The 18,516-nt window shown below is 43.5% G+C and carries 14 protein-coding genes; all 14 read right to left on the bottom strand.

Annotation, left to right across the window (positions count from 1 at the left end; genetic code table 11):
• Nucleotides 1-92: 92 nt before the first annotated feature.
• Nucleotides 93-791: a hypothetical protein gene (locus CGZ90_RS16820; RefSeq protein ID WP_094253685.1), complete on the bottom strand. Its 699-nt coding sequence runs from the start codon at nucleotides 789-791 to the stop codon at nucleotides 93-95.
• Nucleotides 788-1,534 carry a hypothetical protein gene (locus tag CGZ90_RS16825; RefSeq protein WP_094253686.1) on the bottom strand — a complete coding sequence of 249 codons (747 nt, stop codon included), beginning with the start codon at nucleotides 1,532-1,534 and terminating at the stop codon, nucleotides 788-790. Before CGZ90_RS16825 ends, CGZ90_RS16820 begins: the two co-directional genes overlap by 4 nt.
• A complete protein-coding gene (locus CGZ90_RS16830) occupies nucleotides 1,521-2,417 on the bottom strand; it encodes an ABC transporter ATP-binding protein (RefSeq protein WP_094253687.1) in 897 nt (298 codons plus the stop codon). Before CGZ90_RS16830 ends, CGZ90_RS16825 begins: the two co-directional genes overlap by 14 nt.
• Nucleotides 2,414-2,800: a GntR family transcriptional regulator gene (locus CGZ90_RS16835; RefSeq protein ID WP_094253688.1), complete on the bottom strand. Its 387-nt coding sequence runs from the start codon at nucleotides 2,798-2,800 to the stop codon at nucleotides 2,414-2,416. The genes CGZ90_RS16830 and CGZ90_RS16835 overlap by 4 nt, the downstream gene beginning before the upstream one ends.
• A gap of 149 nt (nucleotides 2,801-2,949) precedes the next feature.
• On the bottom strand, nucleotides 2,950-4,071 hold the full coding sequence (locus CGZ90_RS16840; RefSeq protein WP_094253689.1) for an NADH-dependent flavin oxidoreductase: 1,122 nt from the start codon (nucleotides 4,069-4,071) through the stop codon (nucleotides 2,950-2,952).
• Between the two features lie 175 nt (nucleotides 4,072-4,246).
• On the bottom strand, nucleotides 4,247-4,783 hold the full coding sequence (locus CGZ90_RS16845) for a GNAT family N-acetyltransferase (protein WP_094253690.1): 537 nt from the start codon (nucleotides 4,781-4,783) through the stop codon (nucleotides 4,247-4,249).
• A 108-nt stretch (nucleotides 4,784-4,891) separates the two neighbouring features.
• The gene (locus CGZ90_RS16850) at nucleotides 4,892-7,819 is read right to left on the bottom strand and encodes a carbohydrate binding domain-containing protein (protein ID WP_094253691.1); all 2,928 of its coding nucleotides are present in this window, start codon (nucleotides 7,817-7,819) and stop codon (nucleotides 4,892-4,894) included.
• A 99-nt stretch (nucleotides 7,820-7,918) separates the two neighbouring features.
• Complete coding sequence (locus tag CGZ90_RS16855) at nucleotides 7,919-9,256, bottom strand: glycoside hydrolase family 30 protein (RefSeq protein ID WP_094253828.1); 1,338 nt, start codon at nucleotides 9,254-9,256, stop codon at nucleotides 7,919-7,921.
• A gap of 15 nt (nucleotides 9,257-9,271) precedes the next feature.
• On the bottom strand, nucleotides 9,272-10,636 hold the full coding sequence (locus CGZ90_RS16860) for a GH1 family beta-glucosidase (RefSeq protein ID WP_094253692.1): 1,365 nt from the start codon (nucleotides 10,634-10,636) through the stop codon (nucleotides 9,272-9,274).
• 621 nt (nucleotides 10,637-11,257) lie between these two features.
• Nucleotides 11,258-12,754 carry a response regulator gene (locus tag CGZ90_RS16865; protein WP_094253693.1) on the bottom strand — a complete coding sequence of 499 codons (1,497 nt, stop codon included), beginning with the start codon at nucleotides 12,752-12,754 and terminating at the stop codon, nucleotides 11,258-11,260.
• Nucleotides 12,747-14,621 (bottom strand): sensor histidine kinase, encoded by a 1,875-nt coding sequence (locus CGZ90_RS16870; RefSeq protein WP_094253694.1) that lies wholly within the window; start codon nucleotides 14,619-14,621, stop codon nucleotides 12,747-12,749. Before CGZ90_RS16870 ends, CGZ90_RS16865 begins: the two co-directional genes overlap by 8 nt.
• Before the next feature lie 154 nt (nucleotides 14,622-14,775).
• Nucleotides 14,776-16,422 carry a type 2 periplasmic-binding domain-containing protein gene (locus CGZ90_RS16875; protein WP_094253695.1) on the bottom strand — a complete coding sequence of 549 codons (1,647 nt, stop codon included), beginning with the start codon at nucleotides 16,420-16,422 and terminating at the stop codon, nucleotides 14,776-14,778.
• Nucleotides 16,423-16,538: 116 nt separating this feature from the next.
• Nucleotides 16,539-17,369 (bottom strand): carbohydrate ABC transporter permease, encoded by an 831-nt coding sequence (locus tag CGZ90_RS16880; RefSeq protein WP_094253829.1) that lies wholly within the window; start codon nucleotides 17,367-17,369, stop codon nucleotides 16,539-16,541.
• 87 nt (nucleotides 17,370-17,456) lie between these two features.
• Nucleotides 17,457-18,440: an ABC transporter permease gene (locus CGZ90_RS16885; RefSeq protein WP_094253696.1), complete on the bottom strand. Its 984-nt coding sequence runs from the start codon at nucleotides 18,438-18,440 to the stop codon at nucleotides 17,457-17,459.
• Between the last annotated feature and the right edge of the window lie 76 nt (nucleotides 18,441-18,516).

The following is an 18,516-nucleotide window of genomic DNA, read 5'->3' on the forward strand; positions in this document are numbered from 1 at the left end:
GTAGTTGTTGTTATTTTATGTAAAAATATTTTCAGGTTAACATAATGGGGGTACGGTACCGTCACGGTACCGTACCCCCATCTTTTCTTTTCTTAATTCACATATGTTACATCGCCTTTTACTTCAACACCTGCTGGGACTTTCAAATAAACAAATCCAAGTCCAAATGTAGCTTCACTGTCGAACGACATACCTCCAGTTCCGTCAGAAAACTGGCTGAAGGCAAAGCCTGCTTGGAAAAGCCCCATATTAACCTCTGTTGGAATCGGATTATTTACAGATAAATCCGATCCTGCAAGAGAAAGCTCTATCGGGTTCGATTTGTCGGTAACATCGATTCGTTCAATAATGAATTTACCTGTGTAATAGACAGCCTCTATACTCCCATCCTTGCTGTGATCTGTATGTTCAACGAATACGCTTATTGACGGTGCGGATACCGTTAGCGTCCTCTCGCTGAATGGAAGCGACCAGCTTTTCTTTTTGTTAAAAGCTGTTTGACCGGGATCATACTTCCCGTTCATCGCCTCATCAAATACCCTTGTTTCTTCATCTTGTATCTGTTCTATTTGTTCCGTACTGTAGGTCTTGCCCGATGTTAATTTTGCAGGAAGAATTACAGCAGACAGCATCGCAGCAATTAACAAAATCACGGTATAACCACCTAGTATCCATTTCATTTTCCCGCCAAGATTAAAACCTCTTCGTTGACCTGACTTAAACAGCAGCATCACAACAGACATAATACCTGCAATAAGAATAATGGGGATTAAAAATGTTACGATAATCATGCTTTTACCTCCATTTGCCTTAAGAGAAAACTTGCTGCGGCATAAAACAGACTTGATACACCAATCACTTTTATAGCAAACAGCACGAAGGACGTTTCATCTCCAAAAAATATACCGGTCTTAAAGAGCATTGTTGATTCCCCTGTCACAACTCCCTCTAAAATTAACAGACCGAAAATCACAACAGGAAGAATAAACACAAATGCTCTGTTAAATTGTATCAGCATACCTGCAAAGTATCCGATACTGGCCAACAGAAAGATATACAAATATGAAGCACACAAACCCTTCAACATTTCTCCAACTGTCAGCTGCTGCATCATAAATGAATGATCTTTCAGGACGAAAACCGCGATCAGCTGAAACAAGTGTGTGGAAAGAAATGCCGTAACACCTGCAAAAGCACAGGCAGATAAGAGAAATAGAATGTTAGAATATTGGCTTGCCGCTTGATTCGTAACGAAAGAGTAATCATCATTTCGGTAAGCTTTGGTCGTTATCAGAATACCGACAATGAAAGCCCATAGCATGGTAAATACGAGAATCATACTTCCTGTAAAATATTTAACGTCATATGAAAACGTCTCTGATCCGCCACCCATCATGGATGATCCGTTAAAAGAGAAAAGGATAGCAATCATCTGTATGAATATTAAAGATGTAAATCCGCTCGAGTAAGATTTCAGCTTGTAAGAATATTGCTTTTTAACGATATTCGATAATTTCACTTCAGCTAAATACATGATCGATCCCTCCTTTTGTTTTGCTTGTCAGGTACATACACAGACTGTCTGCCGAGACAGGCGTCATCTCAAGTCCTTGCAATCTAGCTCTTTCTAGTCCTTCCTCAGAGAATACATTCCTCACAACCGCATACGTTCCGTTCACACCTGCTGTCTGCTGGTGAATGATTTCTCTTTCCGCGATCCAGCTTTCGACGGCCGCAGCTGGTCCGCTTATCCCTATCGCATACTCCTTCATATCTTCAACCGTCATATGAAGGCACTTTTCTCCTTCTTTGATCAATAAAATATCTTCTAAAATATCCTCCACCTCATTAAGCAGATGACTTGAGAGGATAATAGTCCTCGGTGAGGCAATATAGTCCTTCAGCAGTGCACGGTAAAAGTCTTTCCTTACTCCTGCATCCATGCCTGAAGTTGGTTCATCAAAAATCGTCAGCGGACAGCGCGCTGCCAGCCCGACAATCATGTTGAACGTACTCTTCATTCCTTTGGACAAATTGTTATGATTCTGACTCGGATCGAGAGAAAAGTATTCTAACAATCGCTCTGCCAGCTGATTGTTCCAGTTATGATAAAAGCTCCCTGCCGTTTGCAGCAGCTCACTCAAAGTCATTGCCGCTGGAAACGTCATGTTGCCGTGGATGAATATAGTGTTGGCCGATACTTTCAAATTATTAAAAGGGTTCTCTGAAAACACGCGCACTTCGCCGGAGGTTTGCTTTTGCAAGCCAGCAATAATGCTCAAAAGCGTTGTTTTACCCGCTCCGTTTCTACCAATCAGTCCAGTAATACTGTTTTCCGCCAATGTAAAAGACAAATTGCGGAGGGCATTCCCTCTGCCGTATCGCTTCATAACCCCCTGGCAGCTGACCACATTCATTTCATATCCTCCTTTATCTTTCGGTGCATATCTTTTATCAATGTAACAAGCTCATCTTCACCGACATTCAGCTGAACGGCTTCCATGGCTAGTTCCTTAACCATTCCACTAAGCTTCTGATTTTTTCTTTTCTCCAAAATGATCTCTCTTGCCCCACTCGACACAAACATTCCCAGCCCTCGCTTTTTATAAAGAACCTGTTCATCCGCTAAAATATTTAACCCTTTAGCCGCTGTTGCGGGGTTAATGTTAAACATCTCAGCAAGCTGATATTGCGAATAGATCTTTTCATCCACATTGATACTGGCGTTCAATATCTCATTCTCAAGCCAATCCGCGATCTGAATATAAATCGGGGTCAAGCTGTTCAAGTTTAATAACAAACCATCACCACCCACACTCCATTAGTGCATTACTCTTGTAATGTACTATATAATTCCAATATATGCAAATAAATGTTAAAAATGAACAAAAAAAGAGTGATGGGGGGACGGTACCGCCACGGTACCGTACCCCCATCACTTTGTATCAGTTATACTCCCGGAAACCATCCCGGTGAATTCACGATCGCATTCCATAATGCATCTGGAACGACTAGCTCCTTTTGCTTGCTTTTATCAATACTTGTTACAATCTCGTCTTCCCGGCCTTCTTTGATTTTCTTCACCCAATCTGGATCGATGATAAGCTCTCGCCCAAGTGCAATAAGTGGCACCCCTGATTCCATAGCTTTCACAGCATCGTCTGCCGTATAGATGGAGCCGACACCGATAACCGGAACTTTTTTCCCGACACGCTCCTGAATTAGTTCGATGCGCGACCGCTTATCTTCCACTCCGCGTCTTGCTTCTGACCAGAAGTCCATCAACGAAACGTGAAGGTAGTCGAGATCCTTTTCACTCAAAGCATCCACAAGCGCCAAAGTGTCTGCCATCGTGATGCCAGGTGTTTCTGGTTCTTCAGGCGAGAACCGGTACCCAACGATAAACGACTCATCACCATGTTCAGCAACCGCTTTTTGAACCGAGTCAACTACTGCAAGCGGGAAAGCCATTCTCTTTTCGAGGCTGCCTCCCCATTTATCTTCACGGCGGTTCGCATGAGGCGAGAAGAACTGCTGAATGAGATAGCCGTTAGCACCATGTATTTCAACGCCGTCATATCCAGCTTCAATCGCACGTCTTGTTGCTTCTCCAAAATCGCGTACAATCGATTCGATCTCTTCAGAAGTCAGTTCACGAGGAACGGGCTTGCCTTCTCCCTCAGAAGGAATATTGCTCGCACTCACCACATCTCCATTTACAAGCTCAGATGGGCATTCGCGTCCGCCATGAAAGATCTGAAGAATCGCTTTTGAACCTTGTTCTTTAATAGCCGATGCCAGACGGCGAAGACTCGGAATCATGTCATCAGAGTCTGCTGCAAACTCTCCCGGAAATCCTTTACCGTTCGGCGTGGCATACGTACATGCCGTGACAACCATCCCGACGCCGTCAGAACGTCTTTCATAGTAGGCAACTTCATCATCTGATACTGTTCCGTCTGGATTGGACGCAAAGTTTGTCATCGGTGCCAAAACGACACGGTTTTTTAGTTCTACCCCGTTTCCAAACGTAAACGATTTAAATAAAGGCTCATACTTTTGCTTCATCATGCTGCTATTTCCACCTTTCAATATTACTATCTTTTTAAAAGTTACTAGTATATTAATATCAAAGGTGGTTAATAGCAAAGAATCTGCTTAAAGAATTAAAGGGGGTACGGTACATTTACAATTCAACGCAGCCATAGCTTCGTTTTGTTTGTAAATGTACCGTACCCCATAAACACTAACACTTATACTCCACCAGCCAGCAGTCACGATATTCGCCTTCGTGAAGCTCATTCTTCGGCAGCAGCATCACCTTTTTAAACCCGCATTTTTCGTAGCACCGTAGTGCCCGCAAGTTCCAGGTTTGCGGGTCCATCACTACACGATCAGCTCGCCTCATATCCTTCAAATATTTCACCATCCCCTGAACCAGAATTGTTCCTACCCCTTTATTCCAAAGCTCTGTTTCCCCAATAAATTGATCCATTCCATAAATGACTTCTGATGGATCCTCATATCCAAATCGCATTCGATCTTCAACCGTTACATGATAAAACTGAATATACCCAGCAGGCACACCGTCAAATTCTACAATGCACAGCACACCATCTTCATCTGGATTGTAGAATTCACGCTCCACCCGATCCAAATCAAATGGATTGTCTCGTCCTTCGTAAAACTCCAGAACGCCTGGATCACACAGCCACTTAGCGAGCAGATGAGCGTCTTCCTTTTCTAAAATCCTTACACTTAGTTTTCCGTTTTGAAATAACATATTTTCCTCCGCGCAAGTCATTATAAAAGGTCTATTTCGCTAAAGAAAAACTCAGTCCTTTGAGGCATGTAAAAAAGGGCAGATAAAAATTCATCTGCCCCATTCCATTTACTGTTTTTGAACACTCACATTATCAATATAAACATTTGCAGCAGCGTTTCCGTCTGCTATGTTTCCGAGTTCAAACACGAGCTTACCATCAGCAAACGTTTCTTCGTTCATCACAAAGATAAAACTGTGGCGTTTCATCTCATCCGTCAGATCAAGGGTCTGCGTAGAAACATACGGAATAAACCAAGGATCAGTTGCCAGCTCTTTTCCGATGTTCACATTCATTTTTCGCGCTACATCCGCCCGAGCATCAAACTCAACGGTATACGTTGCTCCATTTTCAAAAAGCAAATCTTTTTGAAAGATTTGCGGAGCGTACGAAGCTCCGCCGACTTTCGAAACAGCCGCTTTCAACTCGCCGTTCTCGCTTGAAATTGTTCCTTCTCCATAACCGCTCCACTGATCTCCCCACCATGCGGTCCAGTTTTCAGTGTTAGTTGAAAACGTTCCGTTGTCGATGCCAGGTGTTGAAACGGGATCTTGCTCATCCGGTGCACCTTTTACACGCAGCACGACATTATCGATGAAAACATCGTGACTGCCTACAGGAGATTTCGCATTTTTCCCTAGCAGCATCTTAAACGAAGCAAGATCGTCAGCCGCCATCTTAAATTCATAGGTGAAATGCTGCATATTATCATGCAACGTTACAATGTCACTAAAATAGCGATTATACTGAGCGTTTTCAACGGTAAACTCTACATCTCTTTCTTTAGTAGAACGTGCATCAAAAGACAGCTCATAAACGGCTCCATTAGCAAGGTTAAGGTTGCCCTGCTCAAGTATGACGCTCCACGCCTCGTTTCCTTCGCTGTTGATGGCAGCACGAGCCTCGCCGTTTTCAGTTGAAAGCTGTGCGGCAGCATCGTAATGGACATAATTGCTCCATGACGACAGCCCCTCTGTAAAATCACCATTTTTCAGAGGATAAAGGTCAATGTTTCCGTAATCTGGCTTGTCAGATGTTTTAATTAACGATACATCATCCAAGTACACATCATGGTTAGACCCTGACCCTAAATAAAAGACGAGCTGCCCTGCTGAATCTGTAACATCATCCGGCATCGTAAATTCGATCGTTCTCTCTTCCATTCCAGCAGACAGTTCAAATGTCTTCAGCTCAGAATAATTTACACTTCCATCACTGTTCAGCACGCCCGCCTGTATCGTTCTTGGCTCATCTGAACGTGCTTTAAACGTCAACTTGTAGTCGTTGCCTTTCAATAGGTACAGCCCTTTTTGATTCAGTTGAACCTGATCAGATGAGACGCCGCCTTCTACTATATCGACATGCAGCTCGCGAGTTTCTTCACTTACAGATGCAACAGCAGAAGCCTCTCCTGTTTCAAAGTTCCAGTATGTCATTCTGTCCATGCTGCCCTGGTCAAAAGTGCCGTTATAGATATGGTTGCCATCCGGCAGCGGCTGCTTCGCCCCATTCGGGTCTTCCTTCTCAGCCGTCACGTCCTCTACCCGCACATTGCCGATCCATACAGGATTTGTTCCGTTCCCTCCAATATTAAATTCCAGACGAGACGCGATATCCGTATCGTTCAGCATGTTAAATGTGAACTCGTAACGCTGAAGCTCGCTGCCGAGTTTAATGCTCTCTTCATTCGAGTATTTGACATACCCTCTTTCAGGCCCTGCACCCAGTTTTACCATCATATTGCGAGCTGCCGTTGATTTCGCGTCAAAGCTCACTTTATACTTGCCGCCTTTTCCGAGTGATACATTTTGAATCATTTGCAGCGAATACAGCTGTGAACCTGGGTTGTCCACGTTCACTTTTGCAAAATTTTCTCCGTTCACATTCTCTACAGCCACACTTCCCGCTCCGCCAAAGTCAGGCAGATGCACAAAGTTCCAATAAAGCGGATCGAGCTGCTTATCTCCCGTCCCAATATCTGTTATCGGCTTTTCAAAGTTCTCATCATATACGTGGTTACCATCGTTCAGCGGCTGTTTCGCATCAGCAGGTAGCACGACCGGTTCAGCAGGAGGCTCCACCGGCTCACGGTAATCTCGTTTTTTCAAATCGTACACACGCACATAATCAACAAGCATCTCGCTCGGGAACGGTGTCGTCTCATCCGTTTCGCCGTCAAACCAGCCGCCTACTGCCAGATTCATGACTAGGTAGAAGTTCTGGTCAAACGGTGCTGGATAAGAGTAGTTCGCGGCATTATCCTTGCCTTTTGAGTACCAATTGTTTTCCGTGTGAAAAAGCTCGCCGTCAACAAACCAGCGCAGCTCGCCAGGCTCCCATTCAAGAGCGTACGTGTGCCAATGGTTGATGCCCTTGTTCTTAGGAAACTCGTACTCTTTGCCCGTATATTTATTGTTCGGCCAGCCTTCGCCATAGTGAATCGTGCCCGCTACTTTATTCGGCTTGCTTCCCCATGCCTCCATAATATCGATTTCTCCTGAAGCAGCCCACGATCCGTACTTATCTTCTTCAGGCAGCATCCAAAGCGCCGGCCAAAGCCCTTTACCTGTCGGAAGCTTCGCCTTAATCTCATACCGTCCATACGTTTTACTGAATAATCCTTTTGATTTCAGCTTAGCCGACGTATAATCGTAGTTACCGAATTTGTCGGACACTTTTTCCTTTTTCGCCTTGATGACTAGATTGCCGTCACGAGTGAAAGCGTTTTCTTTTGAGTCCGTATAAAATTCTTTCTCGTTATTTCCCCAGCCTGGTGTAATGCCGTTGCCTTCACTGTCTACGATCCAGTTACCTTTATCAAAACCCCATTTAGTGCGGTCGATCTCTTTGCCATTAAACTCATCATTCCAGACAAGAGACCATTCTGATTTATTGCGCTTCACTTTTTTTCCATCTTCTTTTGTGTCTTTGGCCGCATAGCCAGTGCTTGGCACCATAAGCATTGCCGTCATAACAATTGCTAGTGCTTTTTTCATATCTTTCCCTCCTCTTATTTTTAAGCTAAAAAAAGAACGGCCCCCTTGATTCCAACACGTTCTGAAAATCCAAAGAGGCCGCTCGCTAAGATGATTTTTTTATAAAGTAATCATAAATGTCGTAATTGAATGCTCCGGCAAAACAGTCTTCACAGCTTGTCCTGCGATCACAACAGAAAGCTCCTCCGGCTTATCTCCGGCATTCATCACAACTGTTGCAATGCTGCCGTCTTCATTCTGGAAAGACACCGTCTGCAAACTCTCCGACTTCAGCTCACTCGCAATCCGCACCGCATTCGGCTTAATGTACTTGCTGAAATGGCCGATGTAGAAGTACGAGCTGTTATAGTGAATCTCGCCTGTCTTTGTATCCACGATGATAGGAGCATCACAATAATTGCCAACATGGTTCGGTCCGCCCTGCTCGTTCAGCACAAGGTTCCAGTCAATCCAGCCTTCAAGATAGTTATTCATGTCGCCGATCATGTTGCGTGCGTAACGCTCGCCTGTATGCCATGCGCCGAGCTGAACTCCGCCTTCTATGCATCCTTCTGTAAAAATCAGATGCTTATCAGGGAAAGCCTCATGAATTTTGGATAAGTTCTCGAACTCCTCCGACACGTACCAGTGAATGCCCGTACCCCATACATAGCGGGCTGCATCCGGATCAGACAGCACGGTTGACGCACGTTCATACGCAATATCACGGTTATGATCCCAGATAATAATTTTTTTATCTTCTAAACCTTCTTGTTCCATAATCGGTCCAAGATGATTTTTCACAAAATCGCGTTCTTCTTCCGCCGAGTAGCGGCATGAATCCCACACCTGTGTCGCGTCAGGCTCGTTTTGCACAGTGATGCCCCAAATCGGAACACCTTCTGCTTCCATCGCCTTTACATACTTGGCATAATAACGCGCCCAAACATCGTTGTACTCAGGCTTCAGCTTGCCGCCGTTGTTCATCTCATTGTTCGTTTTCATCCAAGCAGGAGGGCTCCAAGGAGAAGAGAGAATCGTCAGCTCTTCTCCTCTTGCCGCCACCGCGTCTTTTATGAACGGAAGCACATGCTCCTTCTCGCGCTTTATGCTGAACGTGCTCAGCTCGGTATCGCCATCTTCCACGTACGTGTAATTGCCTAGAGCAAAGTCACAGCTATGAATGTGCGTCCGGCCAAGGTTATAGCCAAGCCCTTTTTCTTTATGAAAATAGCTTTCTATCACACTCAGTCTGTCTGCTGCAGGAATTTTGGAAAGTGTATAAGCAGCTGCTTCGGTAAACGCTCCTCCAAACCCCATAAAGCGCTGAAACGTCTTTTCCGGAAAAAGTTTCAGTGCAGTGCCCTCTGACTTTTCAACCTTTTCAAAAGACAATGTTTCCTTTTCAGCAAAACGATCTCCGGTGTTTTTTGATGTCTGTATGATCTTTACATTCATGTTCTGCAGCCTCATTTAGTTAGATTTAGAAAGTTCTCCTGCATGCTGTACATTGCGCTCTTCAATAATCTCCGCATAGCGGCGGCCGCTGTCTTTTAAAATTCTTTCCTGTGTTTCAAAATTCACATACGTAATTCCAAAGCGCTTGTCATAACCGAACGACCACTCAAAGTTATCAAGTAATGACCATAAGTAGTAACCTGCGATGTTCATTCCCTCGTCGTTCAAGTCTGCAACCGCACTAATGTGGCTTTCAACGTACTGCTGACGCTCGAAATCATGCACTCTGTTATCCTCGGAAACCGTATCAGGGAACGCAGCTCCATTTTCCGTGATGAAGATTGGAAGATTCGTATATTCCTTGCGCAGACGGCGAATCAGATCCTTAAATTCATCCGGGCTGATATCCCAGCCCATCCCTGTTTTCGGATAGTCGCTGTGCGCGTATTTGTACAGAAAGTCAGACGGTGAACTGAACTCAACCAATCCTCGTGCATAATAATTGATGCCGAAGAAGTCGCACTCAGTAGAAATTTTCTCTAGATCTCCATCCTGGATGAAGCTGTAGTCGTGCACATATTTTGAGAATAGGTTCATCATATCTGCCGGGTAAGATCCTTTTAAAACTGGATCAAGGAACCAGCGATTGCTGTATCCGTCCGCGTTGTTTGCCGCCAGCTTGTCGTTGACAGAAGAACTTGCCGGATAGATCGGCGATAAGTTTAGCGTGATGCCTATCGGCGTGTTTGAACCAAACTTTTCTTTTAGCAATGTAACAGCTTCCCCGTGCGAAAGAAGAATATGGTGAACCGCCTTAAGCGCCTCTTCCATGTTCGAATGGCCAGGAGCATGCACCCCTTGATGGTAGCCAAGGAACCCTGCACACCATGGCTCATTGTGCGTGATCCACATGTGAACAGAATCGCCTAGCTCTTCAAAGCACTTTTCTGCATATTCGATAAACCATTGCACAGATTCGCGGTTCGTCCATCCGCCAAGTTCATGCGCCCACATCGGCAGATCCCAGTGATACAGCGTAACAGAAGGCTTGATGCCTTCTTCTGTCAGACGCGCGATAATCTTTTTGTAAAAGTCCATGCCAGCCGGGTTGTATTGGCCCTTTGCCGGGAAAATACGCGGCCAAGCGATTGAAAAGCGGTACGAGTCAACGCCAAGCGTCTTTAGCACCTCAATATCCTTTTCATAAAGGTGGTAGTGATCACACGCCACATCACCGTTCTCCATTTTTTCTACCTTGCCTGGAATATCGCAGAACATGTCCCAAATCGATGGTGTTCTTCCGTCCTTGTCATGTGCTCCTTCAATTTGGTAAGAAGATGTTGCCGTACCGAAAATAAAGTCTTTAGAAAATCTGCTCATATACGATCACCTCTGAGATTAGTTGTAGAATTTGTAAGCGCAATCATTATTTCTCACTCTTATTTTACAGGTGGATGGTCCGCAACTTGAGACAGGGAATTTTGTATATGGTTTCAGAATTTTAGAGTGGCTGTTTATTTTAATCAATGTTGCATTAAAGAACTCAACGGAGCCGTTAATCTCCGTTTCAGGCGCACGCTTTCCGCGGGGCGTGGCGAAAAGCAGAAACGGCTCGTTCAGCCCCGACAAGCAAAAGGGAAAGGGGCCGGTAAGTCGCTCTTTGACTTATTGGACACTTGCCCTTTTGACCTCGAGGGGCTAGCCGTTTTCTGCTGGACAGGTGAGCCCTCTCGCCGCTACGCGCCATTGAGAGGTCTCACCTTCCCGCTCGTCCCGCAGGATAAGGAAGGCTACGCAGCAAGACATCGCACGAAGAAAATGTGACCTTCATTTTCGAGGAGTCGGCGCCTTACACTCCGATCAACTTTTTCAATGATGGATTCAAGATGTTTAAGCCATTGAAGTTAAACTAACACCTCTGTAATACCTTCGCTAAAAATTCCTTGCTTAATAAATTTAGAGCTTTTTAATAATAAAAACGAGCTCCAAAAGGAACCCGTCTTAGTTCTTTTCCCGATATTCTTTTGGTGATATTCCTTCAATCTCGCGGAATACCCGCGCGAATTGCTTTGGATTTTTGTAGCCTACTTTTTCGCTGATTTCAAATACTTTAAGATCGGTTTCTCCCAGCAGACTTTTTGCTTCTTCAATCCGTACATTTTTTAGGTAATCAACAAAATTCTGCCCTGTGTAGTCTTTGAACATATGACTGAAATACGAGTAGTTGAGTGAAATGTAGTTTGAAACGACCGCTAGATTGAGATCTTTATGATAGTTTTCTTTAATATACGCGATCGCTTTATCCATATATTTCTGTTCAGAATAAACGGATTTCATTTGTTTATTGTACTCATGCAATCGCATTAAAAGGTTTTCAAGCGCCTGAAAGTACTCATGAAAATTTCTGAAGTTAAAGATGTTGCTGATCTTGTTGAATAGATTGAAGGTTTCTACTGACTCTTCACCAAGCCTGGCAAAAAAGCTTACAAAAATAATGTCATTCATTTCTTTTGCCAAATTTTCCATATACTCTATTTCACGGCTGGAGATTGTTTCATAATCCATCACTTGACCTAAAAGCGATTTAATCTCATCCTCACGCTCTGTGCCGAGCATATTGGAAATCTTCTTGATATTATCCACCGGAACATCCGATACACTTTGCTTTTCTTTCGCCTCATCATAAAAAATGATGGTGCTGCGCGGATGGAAGAAATGATATTTCAGCGCATTTTCAGCCTGCTCATACACACTTTTCATGTCTTTAATATCATCCGCTTTATTGCTTAATCCAATGACAAAGCTATCACTGCTTAGCGAATTTTGCAGCTCAGAAAACAGATGCATGCTAGGAGTGATGATAACCGTCCGTGATTCACTGTCTAGAAAGGAAAGCGTTTCTGCCTCGTTGTCCCTTAAAAATTTGCTAACTTTGCTTAACAAATCTTTTTCATCTGATTTGATGATGCCTATATAATAGCCATTATGAAACGGCTCAACTTGCATTTTTTCATAAAAATCGTCAAAGTCTTCGTTCTGTACATTTGGATTTAACAGCATATAATTGAGCTGGCTTGTTCTGTACTCTTCCAAGAATTGATTCGCAGATTTACCTGCGGATTCAAATTCCTCCACAATGCTGTTTAGCGTGTTAAACAGCTCAATTCTATTCACTGGCTTGAGCAAATAATCTTTCACGTTCGCCTTAATCGCTTCCTTCGAATACACAAAGTCATCATAGCCGCTGAGGATAACGAGAGCAGGGGATTTTTGTTTATCACTTTGCTGCAGCTCTTTAATCAATTCAATCCCGCTCATGCGCGGCATTTTAATATCTGTAATCAGAATATGTGCTGCATTCTCTTCCATCATGTCTAGTGCTTCTATACCGTCAGCTGCGACGGCTGTTTCGAATGTATCGGGAAACTCCCGGTTAATCATCGCCTGGATGCCGAGACGGATATTTTTTTCATCGTCTGCAATAAGTATCTTATACATGTCCGCTGCCCCCTTTCATTGATTTATAAGGCATTCTGATGATTACGGCTGTAAACTCGCCCTCTGTACTTGAAACCGTCACACCGCTTTCCTTGCCATAATAAAGCTGAATTCGCTCATTCACATTGCGCAGCCCGATGCCGTTTCCGCTGCCCTCAGCTTGTTCGGGCTTTTCCTGTACTGAGTGAATGCTATTGTTCAGTTTCTCGCACAGAACCTCGTTCATACCGATGCCATTATCCTTGATCTCGATAAACGCCGAATTGCCGTCCTTCCAAGCCGTTACGTATATCAAACCAGGACGTGAGTATAGGACAGATGACAGCCCATGTTTAATGGCGTTTTCGATGATAGGCTGAAGCGACATCTTCAGCACTTCCTGATCAAGCAATTCTTTCGGAACATCAATGTGAAGAACAAGTGAGTTGTCTAAACGCAGATTCATAATATCGATATAGTTTTGAATATAATGAAGCTCTTCTTCAAATACAATAAAATCGTTTTTCCACCTTAAGTTGTAGCGCATCATTTCCCCAAGAGATGTCACGGCATCAGAAATATCGTACTGCCCTTCAATTTCAGCCATCATCTTAATATTTTCCAGCGTGTTATACAGGAAATGAGAGTCGATCTGCGTCTTAAGCGCTCTTAGCTCTGTCTCCTTCGCTGCGGCCTGTTTATTGACGGCATCCGCTATAAGACTATTAATCTTTCTGACCATTCTTTTAAAATGTGCCGCCAGTTCACTGATCTCGTCGCTGCCTGTAATATCTTCATCAAATACAAACTCTCCTTTTTCCACTCGCTTGACGGCGTCTGTTAATAGATACATCTTCTTCAGCAGCAGTGAGACAAGGATATACGTAAATAAAGAGAGTATTAGAACGAGAACAATAATACCGCTCAGAATAATATTCCTCGTTTTATCCGCTTCTTTGTTCAAATCTTCTAGAGAAATCACATTCAGCATATAGCTGTCGATATCATCAATATACGAGTACACCACAAGGTAAGGGGTTTGGTTGTTGATAAACTCGAAGCTTCCTGTTCCTTCTTTCTTAAACTTAGAGAATTCACGTTTAAGAGTTTTCGTTTTGATCCCTGCATCTCTTAAAAACGTATCATGATAGTTTCGTATCATTTTCCCGTTTCTATCGAGCACGACATAAACAGAACCTTTATCATTAACTGTGCCGAACATTTTCGGAAAAAAGTTTTTCAGCAGCATGTTGATCTCAATAATGCCTAAGTGCTCGTCCTTTGGATAATCCAGTTCGCGCAGCAGTGAGATTTTTGACATATTCTGTGAAGGAAGTCTTTCCAGCACATCTTCTGTCTGCTGATCAAACCACCAGAGCTCCATGCCGTTACGGCTTACCACATCACTTCTCCACGGCTTTTTCATGATCCGTTTCTCGCTGAAAAGGATCGGCCACATTTCCGTTACATATGGATTGGTCGTATAAAGGCGGATGTTTTCAATCGCCGGATTGTTCACCTGCAGTCTAGAGACGTTGGAAAATGCATTCATCTTAAAATTGATCAATTCATCTACATTCGCTTCGTTTCTTGATTTCACGAAATCGATGAATTCCATATCTGAAACGACCATCTGCGCTGTCCGTCTTATCGTTTCAATATTATTTTTAATGATAATTTTTTCGATTTCCATCGCATTTTCGTTCTTATTTCGAATATCATGGATGGCGCGGTCATACACGTCGTTCGTATAATAAACGGTAAAAATGATAATAGGAATAATAATGATGAGAATATATAAGGCCACGAGTTTCTGCTGAAGAGACAGCTTGTCCATCAGCTTGTTTGCCTGTCCAGACCATTTCGAGACAGCAGCCGCAGTTTTCAAATGTATCACTTCCGTAACTTTCTATATGCTTAAAGTATAGTACAGAGGAAGTGTTTCTTATATAAAAAATAATATTGAAATAACTTCCATTAAAACAGGAATAGACAGCCTCTTTAGATTTGTTTTTCTAAAGAGGCCGCCTTTGTTAGGGAGATTATTTTGTTGCAGATTCTAGCTTTGCCTTGTTATCTTTATACGTTTTTTGCTGATACTCTACAACCTTGTCATAGCCGTAAGAATCACGCTTTTTCTTGTATTCTTTGAAAATCTTCTTGAACTCTTTGTCAGATTTTGCTAAAAGAAGCTTCGGAAGCGTTTTGCCCCATTCTTGTGCGATCTTGCTTGCAGCAACACCTTCAGCAGATGTTCCTGTTGGGTTGATGCCGTCAAACTCTGCAAAACTTACTGTCTTACCTTTTGTCCAGTCTTCCATCTGCTTGAACGGCTCAGATGAAGGCGGCAGCCATTGCAGGTTCATGTTCGTGTCCATAAGCATCCAGTACTTATAAGATGCACCATACTTCTGGTCGAACGCTGCACGGTCTTTGTTCAATAGATCTAGAACTTCAGGCTTGAATTCTGGCTTCCCGCCTGTTTCGTCATACGTTTCGCCTTTCTTTCCAAGGTAAAGATCTTTCTGTCCTTCTTCACTGATTAAGTAAGTCAGGAATTGAATCGCTCTTTCTTTGTCTTTTACATCCTTAGAGATAAGTGTTACTGTCCATCCAGAGATGCTGTCTCCTGCTAGAGTCGGAGCATCGCCTTTAGAGTTTGCTGGTCCGTCAACTGCGATATAAACGGAGTTTGGATCTTTTTGATATAGCGCGTGCTGCTGTGCTGCAAGGTCACTGCGCTGGTAAAGCATCGCGAAGTAACGGCCTTGTGCGATTTTTTCTTCCATTTGCGGACGCTTGTCGATAAAGATATCCTTCGCCAATAATCCTTCTTCGTTCGCTTTACGGAATGTTTTCAACCAGTCAAGGTACTCAGGGTCCTCTGTACGGTCATATACCTTTCCGTCTTTTTCCATAGGAATGGCAAGGAAGTTTTGCAGGTATGCTTCAAGAGATGTGTTACCTACATCTGTGAACTCGTTCATTCCGAATGGAATAAGCGGTGCACCGTTTACTTCTGGGAACTTTTCTTTTGCTGCTTGCAGTGCTCCTAGGAATCCTTCCGGCGTGCTCATGTCTGGGCTGCCGATTGCTTCATACATATCTTTTCTTACAAGGAACGTCTGGTTAGACGGTTTAAGCTCTTTGTACTTGTCAAAATCTTTTGGTGAAGACGATGCGTTCGGGTAGCCGTACGTGTTGCCGTCTTCTTGCTTATACCATTCTACTTTTGCGTTGTCTGATACTTTATAAAAATACGGGTCATACTTGTCAGCCAGTTCGTTTAATGGAAGAACAAGCTCGCCTTCTACCATTTTCTTAACTGCATCTTCCCACCAGCCGATTGTGATGAAGTCTGGCAGTTTGCCTGATGCGATCATTGTGTTCATTTTTTCAGCTTCGTTACCCGCAGGTGAAATGAAGTTAACAGAAACGCCTGTCTTATCTGTTACATATTTAGAGACAACATCATCGCCCCATTTATGTGCGAACCATGAGAAGTTCACATACCAATCGAAAGTGATCGGATCTTTATTTGTTTTCCAGCCTGGCTCGTTTGCTGTTGCTTTTGACTTCTTTTCATCGGAAGCGCTTTCATCTTTGTCACTAGAACAGCCGGCGAATAGCCCGACGAACAATGACAAAATAAGAAGCAATGAAAAGCCTTTAACCCATGTCTTTTTCATCTTTTATCCCTCTCTTTTTATAAAGTATAGAATGATTGAAATATATCGGGAAGGCCGCTTGAGCCTTCCCCGTTAAAAGGGGGATCATCCCTTTAAACTGCTGTTTTGAATGGTTATCAGCCTTTTACAGAGCCGATCAGCATTCCTTTTACAAAATACTTCTGCAGGAACGGATACACGAGCACGATTGGCAATGTGGTCACAACCATCGTGGCAAGCTTAATGGACTGCGAGGTAACCGTTTTAGTCGCAATCGTTCCGGATGCGTTCATCATCATCTGGTTCGAACTCGATTCAGCTACAACCTTGTACAAATACGTCTGAATCGGCTGGAGCGACGGATCGTTGACAAAGATAACACCCGCGAAATAGTCGTTCCACTGATACACGCCTTGGAAAAGCGCGATCGTTGCGATTACAGGCATGGACAATGGAATGATCACTCGAATGAAAATCGTGAAATCATTTGCTCCATCCATCTTAGCTGCTTCCTCCAGTGAAGTCGGAAGCTCCCTGAAGAAGGAGACAAAGATAATCAGGTGGAAAAAGTTAAACATCGTCGGGATGATGTACACTAGGAAGTTATCAAACAATCCCAAATCTCTAATTAAAAGGAAGTATGGAATCAAACCTCCGCTGAAAAACATCGTCACGATCCCGATCATCATGTACAGCTTGCGGCCGTAAAGGTCTTTACGCGAGATCGCATAAGCGACCATAGCTGTAAAGAACACGTGGATGATTGTTCCGATGACCGTTTTGGCAACCGTTACCCCAAATGAGGTCAAGATGCCTTGGTTGTTAAATACCGCTTTATAGTTCTCAAGGGAAAACTCTCTCGGCCACCAATAGATGGAGCCGCCCTTCATAGCATCCATGCCATCATTTAGTGAATTCACAATGACATACCATATCGGGTAAATCGTGATCGCACAGATTGAGAGCATGATCAGGATATTAATATTATCAAAGATATACTCGCTTGTTGTTCTCCTGTTGCGTTTGAAAAGCTTAAACAAGAAACCTCACCTCCCCTAGAATAACGACGTGCCGTTAATTTTCTTCATGATTTTGTTCGCTGATAGTAGAAGGATGAACGCGATAATGGCTTTCATTAGTCCTACTGCTGTCGCATACGAGTATCTCGCGTTTTGAATACCAAGCTGGTAAACATACGTATCAATAACGTTACTTGCACTTTCATTTAATGAGTTTTTAAGAATTAAGATTTGATCAAAGTTCGAGTTCAGCACTCCGCTCACTGCAAGAATGAACAGGATTGCGATTGTCGGCATAATAGCCGGCAATGTAACATGCCACATCTTCTGGAAACGGTTCGCTCCGTCAATTGTCGCAGCTTCATACAGCTCAGTTGATACGCCTGCGATCGCAGCGAGATAGATGATGGCCGACCAGCCAAGCTCTTTCCAAATATCTGATAAAATGACGATCGCCCAGAAGTTATCCGGACTTGCCAGGAAATTCGTTCGTTCGTCGATCATGCCAAGACCTAGTAACACATCATTGATAACACCAATGTCTGCAAGCCAAGTTGTCAGGATTCCGCCAAGCACAACCCAAGAAATAAAGTGAGGCAAATACGAAATCGTCTGAACCGCTTTCTTCAGCTTTAACGACGTCAGCTCGTTAAGCAGAAGCGCGAAAATAATCGGCAGCGGGAAGGCTATAATTAACTTGATTAAACTCATGCCGAGCGTGTTTTTCAGGACGATAAGAAAGTTCTCATCCTGCAAGAATTCTTTAAACTGCATCAATCCTACCCAAGGTGCCTCAGATATTGACTGGATGATGCTGAATTCTTTAAACGCAATTATTAATCCATACATCGGGATGTAATTGAAGATGAACATCCATACGACACCAAGAAGGGCCATGATCTGCAAGTACTTCTGATTATTTACTCGCTTGGCCGCTTTTTTAAATCGTTTACTCTTTGCCCCTGGTTTGACGAGGGGTTCTATTAGCTGCTGTTCTGGTTGCTGGATTTTCACGTCCATACACTCACCGCCCTAAATACTTCTGTTGTAATCCTCTCTTTTTATATTAAGAAAACCCTTACATTTTCATAAGCTA

It is taken from the genome of Fictibacillus aquaticus, assembly GCF_002245695.1.
In the GTDB taxonomy this organism is placed as follows: domain Bacteria; phylum Bacillota; class Bacilli; order Bacillales; family Fictibacillaceae; genus Fictibacillus; species Fictibacillus aquaticus.